Genomic DNA, 15,426 nt, shown 5'->3' with positions numbered 1-15,426 from the left:
AAGCTCTCTGCTCAACTCAGCGTCTCGACGGGTTGGTGTGGCGTTCGAGATCGGCGTCTACCATTTCACGGATCATTTCTTCCAGCGTGATCGTCGCTTCCCAGCCTAGCTTCTGCTTTGCCTTTGCCGGATTTCCAAGCAGAGTTTCGACCTCGGCGGGCCTGAACAAGTCCGGGTCGATGACCAGATGGTCATCGACCTTGAGCCGCACATGCTCGAAGGCAATGCGGCACATGTCGCGCACGGTCGTCGTCCTGCCGGTGGCGACGACATAATCGTCCGGCTGGTCCTGCTGCACCATCAGCCACATGGCGCGGACATAGTCCTTCGAGTGACCCCAGTCGCGCTTGGCATCGATATTGCCGAGCCGCAACTCGCTGGACAGGCCCTTCTTGATTCGCGCAACCGCATCCGTAACCTTGCGGGTTACGAACTCAATGCCGCGAAGCGGTGATTCGTGATTGAACAGGATGCCGCTTGAGGCATGCAGGCCAAAACTCTCGCGGTAATTGATCGTTATCCAGTGGCCATAGAGCTTCGCTACGGCATAAGGGGAACGCGGGTGGAAGGGGGTGGTTTCCGACTGCATGGGTTCCTGGATGAGACCATACATCTCCGACGACGAAGCCTGATAGAAACGCGCCCCGGGCATCTCGAGGCGAAGCGCCTCCAGCACATTGGTCACACCTATTCCGGTGACGTTGCCGGTCAGGATCGGCTGCTGCCACGAGGATTTGACGAAGGATTGGGCGGCAAGATTGTAGACTTCGTCCGGCCTGATGTCGCGCATGGTCCGCGCCAGGCCGGACAGATCCGTCAGGTTACCGTCGACGATCCGGACGTCCTTCTCGATGCCAAGCCATTTCAGGCGCGTCGTGTTGACGTCGGCCGTGCTCGATCGCCGCGCCAGTCCGTGGACCTCGTAGCCTTTTTCGAGCAGGAGTTCCGCCAGATAGGCGCCGTCCTGCCCGGTAATGCCGGTTATCAAAGCTGTTTTGGTCATCAATGCTCTCGATGTGTCTTTTTCCCCAGCCCGTTTCCGATGATTGCCCGCCCCGCCTGCGAGCCAAATGAAGGGCCAAATGAAATGGATTGTCAGGTACGACCATATGCGTCGTCGAAGCGCACGATATCGTCCTCGCCGAGATACTCGCCGCTCTGGACCTCGATCATCACCAAGCCGATGGTGCCAGGATTCTCGAGGCGATGTTTGTGGCCGCAAGGGATATAGGTGGATTGATTGGTCGTCAGCAACAATTCTTGGTCACCGTTGACTATTTTCGCAGTGCCGCTGACCACGACCCAATGCTCGGAGCGGTGGTAGTGCATCTGCAGACTCAGGCGCCCGCCCGGCTTCACCTCGATACGCTTGATCTTGAAACGCTCACCCTCCTCCAGAATCGTGTAGGTGCCCCAGGGTCGGTGCACCGTGTTGTGAAGCAAATGCGCCTCATGTCCCGAAGCCTTGAGCACCTCGAAGAGCTTCTTGACGTCCTGGACGCGGTCACGGGATGCGACAAGCAATGCGTCCGGGGAATCGACGATCACCAGGCCGCTGATGCCGACCGTGCCAATCACTCGCTTATCCGAGCTTATGTAGCTGCCCACGGTGTCCACCATGTGAACATCGCCCCGAATCCTGTTACCGCTGCCGTCAGGGGCGACCAGTTCGGCCATTGCGTTCCATGATCCAATGTCATTCCATCCCATTTCGCAGGGGATGACAGCAAGATTAAGCGTTTTTTCCATCACCGCACGGTCGAGGGAGATACGCGGGGCCAAGGCGAAATGCTCGAATGAGAGTTCGATATTGGTAAAGCCTTCGCCGCGGCTGAAGCTACCGTTTTCGTAGCTATCGAGAACGGCGTCGATCACTGCGGGGCAATGCGAAGCCATCTCGTCGAGCATGACCTGCGCTTTGAAGCAGAAGATGCCGGCGTTCCAGAAGAAACGCTTGGACGCCACATAGGATTTGGCCGCCTCGATGTCCGGTTTCTCAACAAAACGGACGACCTTTTCGCCGTCGGCCTCGATGTAGCCGAATGCGGTGTCCGGCCTGTCCGGGCCTATACCCAGGGTTGCGATACGTCCCTGCTGCGCATGTTCGATGGCTCGGCTCATGGCGCTCAGAAATGCCGGCTGATCGCCAATCATATGATCCGCCGGAAATATGCACAGAATCGCATCGAGACCCTGTGTTGCCTTGGCATGGATGGTTGCCGCAGCCACCGCGGCGGCCGTATCCCGGCCCTCTGGCTCAAGCAGAAAAGTACGCGGCAGAGCGATAGTATCCAGTTCGTCGAAGTCGTCTTTCGTAAGAAAAAAATGATCCCTGGACGTCACGGTAACGAGCTCCACGACGTCCTGTACTGAAGCTGCGCGCAGCGCGGTATGCTGGATGAGTGAATGTCCATCCGCCACCCTCAGGAAAGGCTTAGGGTGTGATTGCCTCGAGGCCGGCCATAGCCGCGAACCAGCGCCACCGCTGATGATGACCGGAACCACTTTCATCAAATAACCTCTATTTCGTCTGTGGACGCGAATGCCTGCGCCCTCTTCAGCGTCAGCTCCACGATGGCTGTCGCCCTGTCGTAATTCGCCGCCTCCGCGTAGCAGCGCAACTCCGGGGCATTGCCGGACGGACGCAGATGTATGATTTCGCCTATGAGCGTTCGCGCTCTAAGTCCGTCGGTTTCGTCGACCTCGGCCACAGTCCCGAATGGGGACAGAAATTGCTGTAGCGCACCCCAGGTTGCGAGGTGATCCATCAATCGGCGCGAACTTTCCAGGGGAAAGTTCTGAAGGCGCTCGCTTGCGCACACCGGAAGGCTCCAAAGCCCGCACAAGTGCGACAGCTTTTTTCTTGTCGATGCCATCGTTCCGAGGACAGCCAAGATCGGAAGCAGCGAGTCCCGTGTTGGCAGTGCGGTCAATGTCTTCCCGGTCAGCTTGCAATCCGACCTCAAAAGAACACCGCCATTGGCCTCAAAGCCAACAATGATGCCGCCGGCACCGTTTGTCGCTTCCATGGCTTCGATGACAAATGGAGACCCAACCTTTGTCCTCAGGACCTCAAAACCGAAGGTTTTCGAAATGCCTGAGTTGGAGGTCACGGGCGTCACGACTGTGTCTGCCTTCAAGAACAAGGCCGTAGCGAGGCCAATCAGGTCGCCGCGAAACAGATCGCCGTTCTCGTCTACGGCAAGTGGCCGATCGGCGTCCGCATCGGTCGACACTATGGCGTCGAGATTGAATTCTCGAACCCAACCCTTGAATTTTGCCATTGTAGCTATGTCAACGGCCTCCGTATCAATGGGGACGAAATTTTCAGTTTTCCCGACGGGAACCACACTAGCGCCGAACGATTCAAGAACCTGTACCAACAGTTCCGCCGCGACTGAGCTGTGTTGATAGACCCCGAGTCTCATCCCGGAAAGGGAGCCCGGCTCGAGTACATCATTGGCGCGCTCTCGATAGGTCGCGATAGCCTCGTCATGACGTGTTGGCCAAACCGTTTCAGGACGAGGTGGCAAGCAGTATGCATCTGACTTTTCGGTCACGTAGCGCGTCATCGCGGCTTCGTCCGCCTTGTCGATTTCACCGTGCGGGCCATAGAACTTGATGCCATTGCGATCAGCGGGGATATGAGAACCGGTTACCATGAGAGCCGGTGCATCGTGTTTTTGAGCATAGAGGGCAAGAGCAGGCGTCGGGATGGCACCGCAATCAATCGGCTGAAACCCACTTCCGGCCAATGCCGCCATGCAGTTGTCGGCAATGGCCGGACTGCTGTCGCGTAAATCGCGGCCGACGAAGACGAGGCTATTCGACTGGACTCCGCTGGAAACCAAGCGCCAAGCGAAGGCCTCGGTATAAAGTCCGCTGGGTCTTCCAGCCAATTCCGAAGCCAGACCTCGAATACCGCTTGACCCAAATTTCATTATTCTACTTTTGCTGGTTGAAAGTCAGGCTCGTAATATTGCAGTAGGCTATGCTGTCAACCGCAAATTCGCTCGTGACCCTTTTCTGTTCCCCAGACCACAAGCACATTCCCGGTGGGGCGGCGAAATGGAACCGCCTGCCCCCGGGAAATGAAAAAGACCGCTTGACGTCGTGGCGCTGGGCGTTCTCAGCGGGGTTGCCACAGCGAGTTCTTCGTAAGAAATTCGAGCTAATTCTGTCCCAGCTGTCAGGTGATCACCAATTCAGGACCGAGATTGACAAGCCATTGCATGAAACCTAGCCACGAGCAACGGGCGTCAAGCTGGGGGCCTGGGCAATTCGAGGAGAGCTTGTTGAAAGGAATCATCCTTGCAGGAGGTAGCGGCGCGCGCCTGTATCCGCTTACACTAGCGATTTCTAAGCAAGTCCTGCCAATATACGACAAGCCGATGATTTTTTATCCGCTGAGCGTCTTGATGCTCGCCGGTATCCGCCAGATTTTGATCATTTCGACACCTCGCGACTTGCCGGTGTTTCGGGAGTTGCTGGGCGACGGTTCGGAATTCGGGGTCGAATTCTCCTATGCCGAGCAGGCGCAGCCCAACGGGCTTGCCGAGGCCTTCATCATCGGCCGCGACTTCATCGGCAAGGATAATGTGTCGATGATTCTCGGCGACAACATCTATTTCGGCGAGGGCCTGTCGCAGCTCTGCCGCACTGCTGCGCAGCGCCAAAGCGGCGCGTCGGTGTTCGCCTACCATGTCGAGGACCCGCAGCGCTACGGCGTGGTGTCGTTCGACAAGCTCAGCGGCACGGCTTTGACGATCGAGGAGAAGCCGCGGGAGCCGAAGTCCAACTGGGCGGTCACCGGCCTCTATTTCTACGACAATGAGGTCGTCGACATCGCGTCGACGATCAAGCCCTCGGCGCGTGGCGAACTCGAGATCACGGCGGTCAACAACGTCTATCTCGAGCGCGGGAAATTGCACGTGCATCAGCTCGGCCGCGGCTATGCCTGGCTCGACACCGGCACGCATGACAGCCTGCATGAAGCCTCTTCCTTCGTGCGCACGATCGAGCACCGCCAGGGGATCAAGATCGCCTGTCCTGAAGAAATCGCTTTCGAGCAGGGCTGGCTGACCGCCGACAAGGTGCTTGAGCGCGCCACGCGCCTGGGCAAGAACGAATACGCCGCCTATCTGCGCCGGCGTGTCGCCGAGCTGACGGAGACATAGAGTGCTGGAAGTCAGGCAGCTCGGTTTGGACGGCGTGCTGGAAATCGTGCCGAAGCGGCACGGCGATGCGCGCGGTTATTTCATCGAAACCTGGAATGCCGAGGCCTTTGCCGAGGCCGGCATCGATCTGCGTTTCGTCCAGGACAATCATTCCTATTCGGCTGCCGCAGGTGTCGTGCGGGGGCTTCACTATCAACTGCCTCCACGCGCGCAGGACAAGTTGCTGCGTGTGATCCGAGGCAAGATTCTCGACGTGGCGGTCGACATCCGCCGCAGCTCGAAAACCTTCGGAAAATGGGTCGCGCTCGAAATATCGGCCGAGAGAGGCAACCAGATCCTGGTGCCGAAGGGTTTCGCGCACGGTTTCGTCACGCTCGTGCCGGACACCGAGGTTCTGTATAAGGTCACCGACACCTATTCGCCGGCGCATGATCGCTCGATCCGTTTCGACGATTCTGATATCGGCATCGATTGGCCGTCGCCGGCCGGCGCCTTCGAGCTCTCGGCCAAGGACCTCAAGGCGTCGGCGCTTGCTGAGGCCGAGGTGTTCGCATGACGCGCGACGATGTGAGGAGAGCGCCATGAATTTTCTGGTGACAGGCGGTGCCGGCTTCATCGGCTCGGCCGTGTGCCGGCATTTGTGCGCCAATCCGGCCTACCATGTGACCAATCTCGACAAGCTCACCTATGCCGGCAATCTGGCCTCGCTGCGCACCATCGAGAATGCACACAACTACAAATTTGCGCAGGCCGACATCTGTGACGAGCGGGCGGTTCTCGACATCCTCCACCGCGACGAGATCGACGTCGTCATGAACCTCGCCGCCGAAAGCCATGTCGACCGCTCGATCGACGGACCCGGCGCCTTCATCGAGACCAACATCGTCGGCACCTACCGGGTGCTGAATTCGGCGCTCGAATATTGGCGCGGCCTTGACGAGGACAGGAAGGCGCGCTTCCGCTTCCACCATGTCTCGACCGACGAGGTGTTCGGCGATCTGCCCTTCGATGGCGGCATGTTCGTGGAGGAGACGCCTTACGCGCCATCCTCGCCCTATTCCGCCTCCAAGGCCGCATCCGACCATCTGGTGCGGGCCTGGCACGAGACGTACGGCCTGCCGGTCGTGCTCTCCAACTGTTCGAACAATTACGGGCCTTATCACTTCCCCGAAAAGCTGATCCCGCTGGTCATCCTCAACGCGCTCGACGAAAAGCCGCTGCCGGTCTACGGCGCTGGCGCCAATGTGCGCGACTGGCTGTTCGTCGAGGATCACGCCCGTGCTCTGGAACTGGTCGCCACAAAGGGCCAGCCCGGCGAAAGTTATAATGTCGGCGGCAATTCCGAGCGTACCAACCTTGGCGTCGTCGAGACGATCTGCGGCCTGCTCGACATCAGGCGTCCGCGCAGCGGCGGCAGGAGCTACCGCGATTTGATCAGCTTCGTGACCGATCGGCCCGGCCACGACCGCCGCTATGCAATCGATGCCTTCAAGATCGGCCGGGATCTCGGTTGGGCGCCGGCGGAGAGTTTCGACAGCGGCCTTGCAAGGACCGTCGACTGGTTCCTCGACAACAAATGGTGGTGGGGACCGATCCGCGAGCAGCGCTACGCCGGCGAGCGGCTGGGGCAAGTCCGGTCGCGCGGCCAGGTTGAAGGCAGGAAGGGCGCGGCGTGAGGCTGGTTGTCACTGGACGCGACGGTCAGGTCGCTGCCAGCCTGCTGGAGGCCGGGCAGAGGCGCGATGGCATCGAGGTCGTCACCCTCGGTCGCCCAGTGCTCGATCTGGCGCGGCCCGATACGGTGTTCGACGCACTCGCGGCAGCGCGGCCGGATATCGTGGTGTTGGCTGCCGCCTACACCGCGGTCGACCAGGCCGAGGACGAGCCCGATCTTGCCTTCGCTGTGAACGCCGTCGGCGCCGGCAAGGTCGCCGAGGCGGCCGCGAAGCTCGGCGTGCCCGTAATCCATCTGTCGACCGACTATGTCTTCGATGGCACCAAGGACGGCGCCTATGTCGAGACCGACGCCACCGCACCGCTCGGCGTCTACGGTGCCTCCAAGCTTGCCGGCGAGCTGGCCGTGGCCGCCGTCAATCCGCGCCATCTGATCCTGCGCACCGCCTGGGTCTACAGCCCGTTCGGCAAGAATTTCGTGAAAACCATGCTGCGGCTGGCCGGCGACCGCGACGAGATCGCCGTGGTCGCCGACCAATGGGGAAATCCGACATCCGCACTTGATATTGCCGACGCGATCCTGCATGCGGCGTCAATGCTGCGCGGTGACGTTGACGGCTACGGCATCTATCATCTCGCCGGTACCGGCGAGACCAACTGGAGCGGCTTTGCCCGGCATATACTCGACACAAGCGCACGGTATGGCAGGCCCACAGCGCGGGTGCGCGACATCGCGACCAGCGATTGTCCGACCAAAGCACGGCGCCCGGCCAATTCGCGGCTGGCGAGCGCGAAATTCGCAACGACTTTTGGATGGAATGCGCCGGATTGGCTGAAATCGGCGCAAGAGGTGGTCTTGTGTCTCCTTCGGCCTGTTTGACGATGCAGTTGCCCTTTGTGGGAACAAAGCGCTCGACCGGGACCTAAAGACAGCTATGTTTCCTTTCACTTCGACGAATTCCGAATTCCTGATCTCGCCGCTCCATCAGCACGATCGAGCACGTTCCATCATGGCTTGGCTAGTTCCGGACTCGCTCGACTTTTTTGCGAGAATCTCGCGAAAATATTAGCCGATTGACCGCTGAATGCCTTAACTAACAGTCCATGAAAAAAATATCTGGCGATCACTACAACTCCACGCTATGCGATACAAAGCGGCGGGGCTGGGGATTGGCACTCTAAACAGGTGATCGGTGACGGGTTTCCGTCGCTCTTGCACCACGTTAGTGTCCATGTCCTTGCGCCTGGAGTTCAGTACTACCCAATGACATCCTATGTAGAGGTCGTGTCCGGACTTCGGCCGAAGATGCGGCGCGCCATTATAATGATCCAGGATCTGGTCATGGTCCTGGTCGCGGTGGCGCTGAGTCTGGGGCTTTCGCAGTCGAGACTTTCATTCGACGCGCTCTCCACGGCCGGCCTGGCGTGCTGGGCAAGTATTGTTTTTCTCAGCCATATGCTGTTTCGCTATTGCGGCCTCTACAACACCGTGTGGCGTTTCGCCTCCACGCCGGACTTCTTCAACATCCTGAAGAGCTGCGCCATCCTGACCGTCACGCTCTATGTCGTCTCGCTAGCGGTTCGATCGTTTCAGCCGGTGACCGGCCTCAACGAGCGCCAGTTCATCGTCTTTTTCCTCGTCTCCTTCACCATCATATCGGCGCCTCGGCTCTATTACCGGTTCCTGCGCGACGGGGCGAGCTGGCGAATCCTGAGCCGCAACGCAAACAATGCGGCGATCAAACAAGCGCTGTTCGTCGGCAGGCTTGGCGAAGCAGACGTCATCATCCGCTTCACACGCACGGCCGAGCCGGCCGAATATTCCATCGCCGGAATCATGGCCATCGAGAACGGCGCGCCGTTGGGCACGCAGATCCAGGGCGTTCCGGTGGTGGCCGTGCGGCCCCGCCTGGTCGAGGTCCTCGAAGAATATGCAAGAGGCACAAAAAGCCTCGACATGCTGATTTTCGGCAATGGCACCGAACGCGAGATCGAGGAATATTCGGAACTGGTCCGTGTCGCCCGTCACAGCGGTATCGCCGTCGTCCAGTTCTCCGGCGTTTCGGAGCTCGGCCAGGGCGGAAAGCTGGTACTCGACGCTGTCGAGATGGAAACCATCCTGCGCCGCTCCACAGTTGCTTCCGATATGGAGCGGATCGGCGGCTTTATCGGTGGCAAGCGCGTCCTGGTCACCGGCGGCGCCGGCTCAATCGGTCGCATCCTGGTCAAGCGGTCACTGGAACTTGGCGCCGAGGCGGTTCTGGTCGCCGATATCTCGGAGTTCGGTATTTTCCAGCTCGACCAGCAGGTTGACGAAAAGGACCTTGTCCGGCTCAAGAGCCGCATCGTCGATGTCACAGACCGGCGCCAGATCACCCGCGTCGTCAGCGATTTCAAGCCCGACATCATCTTCCACGCCGCCGCGCTCAAACATGTGCCGCTGCTCGAGGAAAACTGGGAATCGGCGATCCAGACCAACATTTTGGGCACCCTCGTCTGCGCCGAGGTTGCCGCCAAATGCGGGGTGCCGCAGTTCCTGTTGATTTCCAGCGATAAGGCGGTCGATCCGACCTCGGTGCTCGGTATGACGAAACGCGCCGCCGAGCAGATCGTCTCTTCGCTGCACGAAACGCACGCCACCGGGCCCAGCGGTCGTCGCTCCGGCACCAAGTTCATCGCCGTGCGGTTCGGCAACGTCTTCGGCTCCAATGGCTCGGTCGCCACCATCTTCCAGGCGCAGATCGAGGCCGGCGGTCCGGTCACCATCACCGATCGCCGCATGACCCGCTACTTCATGACGGTGGCCGAAGCCGTCGACCTCGTCATCATGTCGGCGGCCGACGCCGAGCGGCGCCAGGGCAAGGACGACTACGCCATCTACATGCTCGACATGGGCAAGCCGGTGCCGATCCTCGAAGTCGCTGAAACCATGATCCGCATGGCCGGCAAAAGCCCCTACACCGACATTCCGATCCGTTTCACCGGGATCAGGCCGGGCGAGAAGCTTCACGAGGTGCTGCATGGCGGCAATGAGGAGATCGTCGCGCTGGATATCCCCAAGATCTTCGGCCTCAGAACCGATGTCGTGGGATGGTCCAAGGTCCAGGCGGCGCTGACATCGCTGCAGGCGGCCATGCGCGATCAGGACAAAGCCTCGGCGCTGGCCGTCATGGCCGGACTTCATCAGTCGGAAGAGCCTCCAAGTGACGCACGCCGGGAAACCGTCGCGAAAACAGTCGGGCAAGCAAGCTAGGAGTTTGATCCCAGGCTTTGATGGCGCATACTTTTCGTCCGAATCAAAGGATGCGCTATGGCCAGGTTCTTCATGGGAGCGCCACGACGACAGAGGCGATCCGTCGAGCGATACAGCATAGTCAAGAGAGCCTGAGGGCGCTGGCGAAGCGCTACGGCATCAATCAGAAGACGGTTAGGAAGTGGAGGAACCGGACGTCGGCCGCCGATCTTCCGACTGGCCCCAGAGATCCGAAGTCGACAGTGCTATCGACTGAGGAAGAGGCGGTCATCGTCGCCTTTCGGCGTTATACGCTGCTGCCACTGGACGATTGCCTCTATGCTCTCCAACCGACGATCCCGCATCTGTCGCGGTCATCCTTGCATCGCTGCCTGCAGCGTCACGGGATAGGCAGGTTGCCGGATGTCGAGGGCGACAAGCCGGCAAGGAAGAAGTTCAAGGCCTATCCAATCGGCTACTTCCATATCGACGTCGCCGAGGTCCGAACCGAGCAGGGCAAGCTGCATATGTTCGTGGCCATAGATCGGACCTCGAAGTTCGCTTTCGTCGAGCTGCACGAGAAGGCAACGACAGCGGTCTCCGCCGATTTCCTGCGCCATCTTCTTGATGCTGTCCCTTACAAGATCCACACAGTGCTTACCGACAACGGCATTCAGTTCACGACCCCAGGTGCCGGCGGCTCGGCCGTTCCGCTGATCAAGGAGGCCATGGCGGCGGGAGAAATCATATGGGCGCACGCCTTCGAACATACTTGCGCCAAGGCCGATATCGACCACCGAACGACAAAGCCAAGGCACCCATGGACCAACGGCCAGGTCGAACGCATGAACCGCACGATCAAGGATGCGACCGTCAAACGCTTCTACTACGAGAGCCATGACCAACTGCGCCAGCATCTCGCCGATTTCGTCTTAGCCTATAATTTCGGCCGTCGACTGAAGACCCTCAAGGGCCTCACGCCCTTTGAATACATCTGCAAAATCTGGACAAAAGAGCCCGAACGATTCAGGCTCGATCCAACCCATCAAACCTTGGGACTAAACATTTAGAGCCTGCCGCCAGCGGCTGCGATTGGGTCCGCCATGATCCGCGGCCATTACCGCGATATCGGCAGCATGAGGCAAATCTGATCGGGCCAACTTTGTCGTGCTTGCCTTGTGGGCCTATGGCCGCGTACTACCCGACCGTCATTTTGACTCCGGCGTTGGCCGGCATTGTTGTTTGAACCTGGGAGCATGCCGGCATGGCCGTGAAAGGACCGAAGCGCGCCTTCGATCTGGTCGTCGCGGCGGTTCTCTTGCCGCTGACGTCGCCTTTTGTCCTGCTTGCCATGCTTGCAATCAGGCTGTCGTCGCCTGGACCCGCGTTGTTTTCGCAAACCCGTGTCGGCCAGCACGGGGTGCCGTTTGCCTGCCACAAGCTGCGCACGATGGTTGTGGGAACGCCGTCTCTGCCCTCGCATCAGGCGCCGGCAATTTCCGTCACTGCCGTCGGCAAGGTGCTGCGGAAACTCAAGATCGACGAGCTGCCGCAGCTCTGGAACGTGCTCAAGGGCGAGATGAGCCTGGTCGGACCGCGGCCGTGCCTGCCCACGCAAACGGAATTGATCGATCGCCGCAGGCAATTGGGTGTGCTTGCGGCGCTTCCGGGCATTACCGGGCTCGCGCAGATGAAAGGCATCGACATGTCGGATCCGAAACTCTGCGCCGAAACGGATGCCGAATATCTCAGGGGGCCTCGATCGGACTCGACGTCAAAATCCTGCTTGGCACAATCTACCGGACCTGACGGGCCTGTCGTGCAAGTTCCTCAATCCGGCCGAGCGTGTCGGTTTCCGGCATCCAGCCTTCCGAGATCAGCAGTGACGGGTCGCAAATCTGTGTCGCCATGGAAGCGTCGTACGCTGCTTTTCTGCCAAGCAGTGTGGCGAACAGCCTGAATGGCCAGGCCGGCACAGGAACGAGCCGGGTCGGAACGTCGTATCCGTGCCTGAATGCAGTCAAGATTTCGAACATCGCAACGGGGGAAGCATCGCCCAGGACATAGGTCGGGCGCGGTGGCGTGGGACGAGTCAAAAGATGCGCCACGGCGCCAGCCACCGCGTCGCGCGATATCAGCGAACGAACTGCGGTGAAAGCGCCTAAGGGCAATGGTAAGGCAATGGCGGCAGCCCGCATCATTCCACGCAGGTTTCCCTTCATGCCTTCGCCATAGACCGGCGGCAGGCGCAGCGCCGTGGCATCGGAGGGCCTGGACGCATAGGCTTCCAGTGTCTTGATCTCGCCTTCGCGTTTCGAGCGCCCGTAGGCGCATTGCGGGGCAGGGAGCGTCGCCTCGCTGATCGTTCCGCTGAAACCGGGACCGGCTACTGCCCGGATCGACGACAGATAGATGAAGCGCCCGCTTGTCCGCGAGGCGGCCGCGCGCGCCAGCTGCGCGGTCAGTGTCGCGTTGGCTGCCATGAAGTCGGCTTCGCTCGCCTTGCGGTCATTGTTGAGCGCCGCACAGTGGACGACATGGGTGATATCTCGCATCAGCGCCTGGTATGCCTGAGCCGGTGCGTCGAAGTCCGGCAACAAAACCGCATCGCTCACGGGATCGAGCCGTTCCGGGTGGCGCGATGCCATGCGCACCCCGAACCCGGCTTCGCGCAGCTGGTTGACGACCTGCCTGCCGATGAAACCCGTCGCGCCTGTGACCAGCACTTTCACGGCCGGCTTGCCTGGGGCGCCGGGGCCGGTGCCTGTTGTTCCGGCAGCATTTGTTGCCGGCCCGATGCAAGATATGTCCCGGACACCAGGAACACCATCAGTGTGGCATCGAGGATGTCGTGGCCGACCAGAATGCCGGTCAGGCCGCCGATGAGGTAGGTGATCGCAGTGACGACAATCATCGTGGCGCCGAACCGCTCGATCGCGTCCGTGCTGGTGCGCAGCACGATGGCCGCGTTTCTCGCGGCAACGAAGAACACAGCCGCGAGCGTTACGGCTCCAAGCAGCCCGGCCTCCACCAATGCAGTCAGGAAGCCATTGTGAAAATGGCTGAAGCCCGTGGACGGCATGTGGAACTGATTGTGGAATCCATCCTTTATCAGCTCACGGCTTGCACCAATGCCGTGACCGAAAATCGGCATGTCGTGGAAGGCGCTCAGCCCAATCTGCCAAAGTGCTGCGCGCAAGCCGAGCGCGGTCGTGTGGTCGCCCTTCGTGGCGAGCGCATCCCAGTCGCTGAACAGGAAGGCCGCGCGCTCGGAAATGATGGGGAGACCAATGACCGCGATGACGATGCCGATCGCGCCCGCAATCAGCAAAAGCCGAATGGCGTTTCTGTTGTTGAGCTTGCGACGGTTGATCAGCAGGACCGCGATGCCGGCCACCAGCATCGCCAGCCAGATGATCCGCGACCCCGAATAGACAATGTCGACCGCGCCGGCCAGTGTCGCGCAGGCCAGCAACGCCCTGTTCTTTTCGACACCCGATAAGGCGCCTGCCAGGCACATCATCATGCTGAGGCAGGCGACGGTCGCGAACACGATCGGATTGCCGGCGCCGCCTTCGGCCCGTATGCCCAGCCCGTGATATTGCACGACCGCCAGCAGCAGGGCGCCAAAACAGGCGGCGGCGCTCGCCAGCACGACGATGCGCGTCAGCGTGGTTTTCTCGGTAATGCTCCAGGTCGCGTATGAGACAGGGAAAAACAGGAAGGTGATCAGCCCTGCCAGATGCGGCGCATCCCTGGCGATCGAATTGTTGACGATGGAGGCGAGCACGCTGGCTGCGCAATAGGCATAGATGGCCACCGTCATCGCGGTCATCGGCCGGTCGATGTTGAAACGCCGTCTTTTCAGCGCAAGCAGAAGCACCGACCACAGGCCGCCGCCATTGAACAAAAAGCTGACCGCCGATCCCAGTACCGGCGGGAAAAAGAAGCACAAAATGGAGAAGGTGACGTTGATCCGTGACGGCGAAACGTGCTGCTTGATGGCGGAGATCGGGGTCAATGCTCTGGTTCACAATGCGCTGGGTCGCGTGGCGACGGACAATGTTTGGCGGCGGCATTTGCGGCATGCCGCCCGGCGCAGGTTCAGGAGCCGGTATAGCGGCTGGGTGCGGTTTTCGAAAGTGCGACGAGGTCCGGCCGGCGTTTCTTTCGGTCCAGGCAAGATTTTTCCCGGCCTTTGAATGCTATCGCTCCGTCGGGCAGGAATTTTCGGATTCTAGGCTTTTCATGGAAAATTCGTTGCCGATCGGTGTGGCCGCCGGCCTTTCCAGCGTTGTTATATCAGGTGGCGATCTGCTAGAACGCCGGCACGAACCGATAGTGTCCAGCAGTGAAGCTTGAACCGGGCGGCTGAAAAGGACGCCCGATCCATCTGATGCAAGGTCTGGATTGCACGAGAGAACGCTCACAGTCCATGAACATCGCGCTTACGCACCTGCAGCGGCTCGAGGCCGAGTCCATCCACATCTTCCGTGAGGTTGCCGCCTCCTTCTCCAAGCCGGTGATGCTCTATTCCGTCGGCAAGGATTCCTCCGTGCTGATGCATCTGGCGATGAAGGCCTTCTATCCGGCCAAGCCGCCTTTCCCCTTCCTGCATGTCGACACCACCTGGAAGTTCCGCGAGATGATCGCCTTTCGCGACCAGATGGCGCAGAAGCTCGGCTTCGACCTGCTGGTCCACGTCAATGAAGACGGCGTGCGCGACGGTATCAACCCCTTTGACCATGGCTCGAACACCCACACCCATGTCATGAAGACGGTGGCGTTGCGCCAGGCGCTCGACAAATACGGCTTTGACGCTGCCTTCGGCGGGGCTCGGCGCGACGAGGAGAAGTCGCGCGCCAAGGAGCGCATCTTTTCCTTCCGCAACGCCCAGCATGTCTGGGACCCGAAGAACCAGCGGCCGGAGATGTGGAAGATCTTCAACACCCGCATCGCGCCGGGCGAATCGATCCGCGTGTTTCCGCTGTCGAACTGGACCGAGCTCGATATCTGGCAGTACATTCTGCAGGAAAACATCCCGATCGTGCCGCTCTATTTCGCCAAGGAGCGGCCGGTGGTCGAACGCGACGGCATGCTGATCATGAAGGATGACGATCGCATGCAATTGCGCCCCGGTGAGACGATGGAGAACCGTCTGGTGCGTTTCCGCACGCTCGGCTGTTATCCGCTGACCGGCGCCATCGAATCCGACGCGGACACGCTCGAAGCCATCGTCGGCGAGATGCTGACGGCGCGCACCTCCGAGCGCCAGGGCCGCCTCATCGACCGCGATGAAGCCGGCTCGATGGAAAAGAAGAAGCGCGAGGGATATTTCTGAGC

12 protein-coding genes and 1 pseudogene are annotated in these 15,426 nt (G+C 60.2%); 8 read left to right on the top strand and 5 right to left on the bottom strand.

Features of this window, described 5'->3' with window-relative positions; all coding sequences use genetic code 11:
• Positions 1 to 16: 16 nt before the first annotated feature.
• From gmd to NKL04_RS16085, 3 genes are all read right to left on the bottom strand, one after another.
• Positions 17 to 1,003 (bottom strand): GDP-mannose 4,6-dehydratase, encoded by a 987-nt coding sequence (gene gmd / locus NKL04_RS16095; protein ID WP_023703169.1) that lies wholly within the window; start codon positions 1,001 to 1,003, stop codon positions 17 to 19.
• Between the two features lie 92 nt (positions 1,004 to 1,095).
• Positions 1,096 to 2,511, bottom strand: a complete 1,416-nt coding sequence (locus NKL04_RS16090; RefSeq protein ID WP_031209973.1) for a mannose-1-phosphate guanylyltransferase/mannose-6-phosphate isomerase — start codon at positions 2,509 to 2,511, stop codon at positions 1,096 to 1,098.
• Positions 2,511 to 3,941 (bottom strand): phosphomannomutase, encoded by a 1,431-nt coding sequence (locus NKL04_RS16085; RefSeq protein ID WP_023703166.1) that lies wholly within the window; start codon positions 3,939 to 3,941, stop codon positions 2,511 to 2,513. The genes NKL04_RS16090 and NKL04_RS16085 overlap by 1 nt, the downstream gene beginning before the upstream one ends.
• A 354-nt stretch (positions 3,942 to 4,295) precedes the next feature.
• On the opposite strand from NKL04_RS16085, the gene rfbA reads away from it, so the two are divergent.
• The 7 genes and pseudogenes from rfbA (at position 4,296) to NKL04_RS16050 (ending at position 11,892) form a co-directional block, all read left to right on the top strand.
• Positions 4,296 to 5,177 carry a glucose-1-phosphate thymidylyltransferase RfbA gene (rfbA, locus tag NKL04_RS16080; protein ID WP_031209972.1) on the top strand — a complete coding sequence of 294 codons (882 nt, stop codon included), beginning with the start codon at positions 4,296 to 4,298 and terminating at the stop codon, positions 5,175 to 5,177.
• Between the two features lies 1 nt (position 5,178).
• Positions 5,179 to 5,733 (top strand): dTDP-4-dehydrorhamnose 3,5-epimerase, encoded by a 555-nt coding sequence (gene rfbC / locus NKL04_RS16075; RefSeq protein ID WP_023703164.1) that lies wholly within the window; start codon positions 5,179 to 5,181, stop codon positions 5,731 to 5,733.
• Between the two features lie 25 nt (positions 5,734 to 5,758).
• Positions 5,759 to 6,853 (top strand): dTDP-glucose 4,6-dehydratase, encoded by a 1,095-nt coding sequence (gene rfbB, locus NKL04_RS16070; RefSeq protein ID WP_023703163.1) that lies wholly within the window; start codon positions 5,759 to 5,761, stop codon positions 6,851 to 6,853.
• Positions 6,850 to 7,731 (top strand): dTDP-4-dehydrorhamnose reductase, encoded by an 882-nt coding sequence (gene rfbD, locus NKL04_RS16065; protein WP_023703162.1) that lies wholly within the window; start codon positions 6,850 to 6,852, stop codon positions 7,729 to 7,731. Before rfbB ends, rfbD begins: the two co-directional genes overlap by 4 nt.
• A 384-nt stretch (positions 7,732 to 8,115) precedes the next feature.
• Positions 8,116 to 10,104, top strand: coding sequence for a nucleoside-diphosphate sugar epimerase/dehydratase (locus tag NKL04_RS16060; protein ID WP_031209970.1), 1,989 nt, complete (start codon positions 8,116 to 8,118; stop codon positions 10,102 to 10,104).
• A gap of 50 nt (positions 10,105 to 10,154) precedes the next feature.
• Positions 10,155 to 11,153, top strand: coding sequence for an IS481 family transposase (locus NKL04_RS16055; protein WP_352723843.1), 999 nt, complete (start codon positions 10,155 to 10,157; stop codon positions 11,151 to 11,153).
• A gap of 194 nt (positions 11,154 to 11,347) precedes the next feature.
• Positions 11,348 to 11,892 (top strand): annotated as a pseudogene (locus NKL04_RS16050) (sugar transferase).
• On the opposite strand, the gene NKL04_RS16045 reads toward NKL04_RS16050, so the two are convergent.
• On the bottom strand, positions 11,880 to 12,815 hold the full coding sequence (locus tag NKL04_RS16045; protein WP_023670715.1) for an NAD-dependent epimerase/dehydratase family protein: 936 nt from the start codon (positions 12,813 to 12,815) through the stop codon (positions 11,880 to 11,882). The pseudogene NKL04_RS16050 and the gene NKL04_RS16045 overlap by 13 nt on opposite strands.
• Complete coding sequence (locus tag NKL04_RS16040) at positions 12,812 to 14,104, bottom strand: O-antigen ligase family protein (RefSeq protein ID WP_031209658.1); 1,293 nt, start codon at positions 14,102 to 14,104, stop codon at positions 12,812 to 12,814. Before NKL04_RS16040 ends, NKL04_RS16045 begins: the two co-directional genes overlap by 4 nt.
• Before the next feature lie 414 nt (positions 14,105 to 14,518).
• Here NKL04_RS16040 and cysD point away from each other — a divergent pair, with 414 nt between their 5' ends.
• Positions 14,519 to 15,424, top strand: a complete 906-nt coding sequence (cysD, locus tag NKL04_RS16035; RefSeq protein ID WP_023670717.1) for a sulfate adenylyltransferase subunit CysD — start codon at positions 14,519 to 14,521, stop codon at positions 15,422 to 15,424.
• The last annotated feature ends 2 nt before the right edge of the window (positions 15,425 to 15,426 follow it).

It is taken from the genome of Mesorhizobium sp. C264A, assembly GCF_040324515.1.
Classification (GTDB): domain Bacteria; phylum Pseudomonadota; class Alphaproteobacteria; order Rhizobiales; family Rhizobiaceae; genus Mesorhizobium.
Note: the sequence above shows the minus strand (reverse complement) of the source record. Positions and strands in the feature narration are given on the sequence as shown.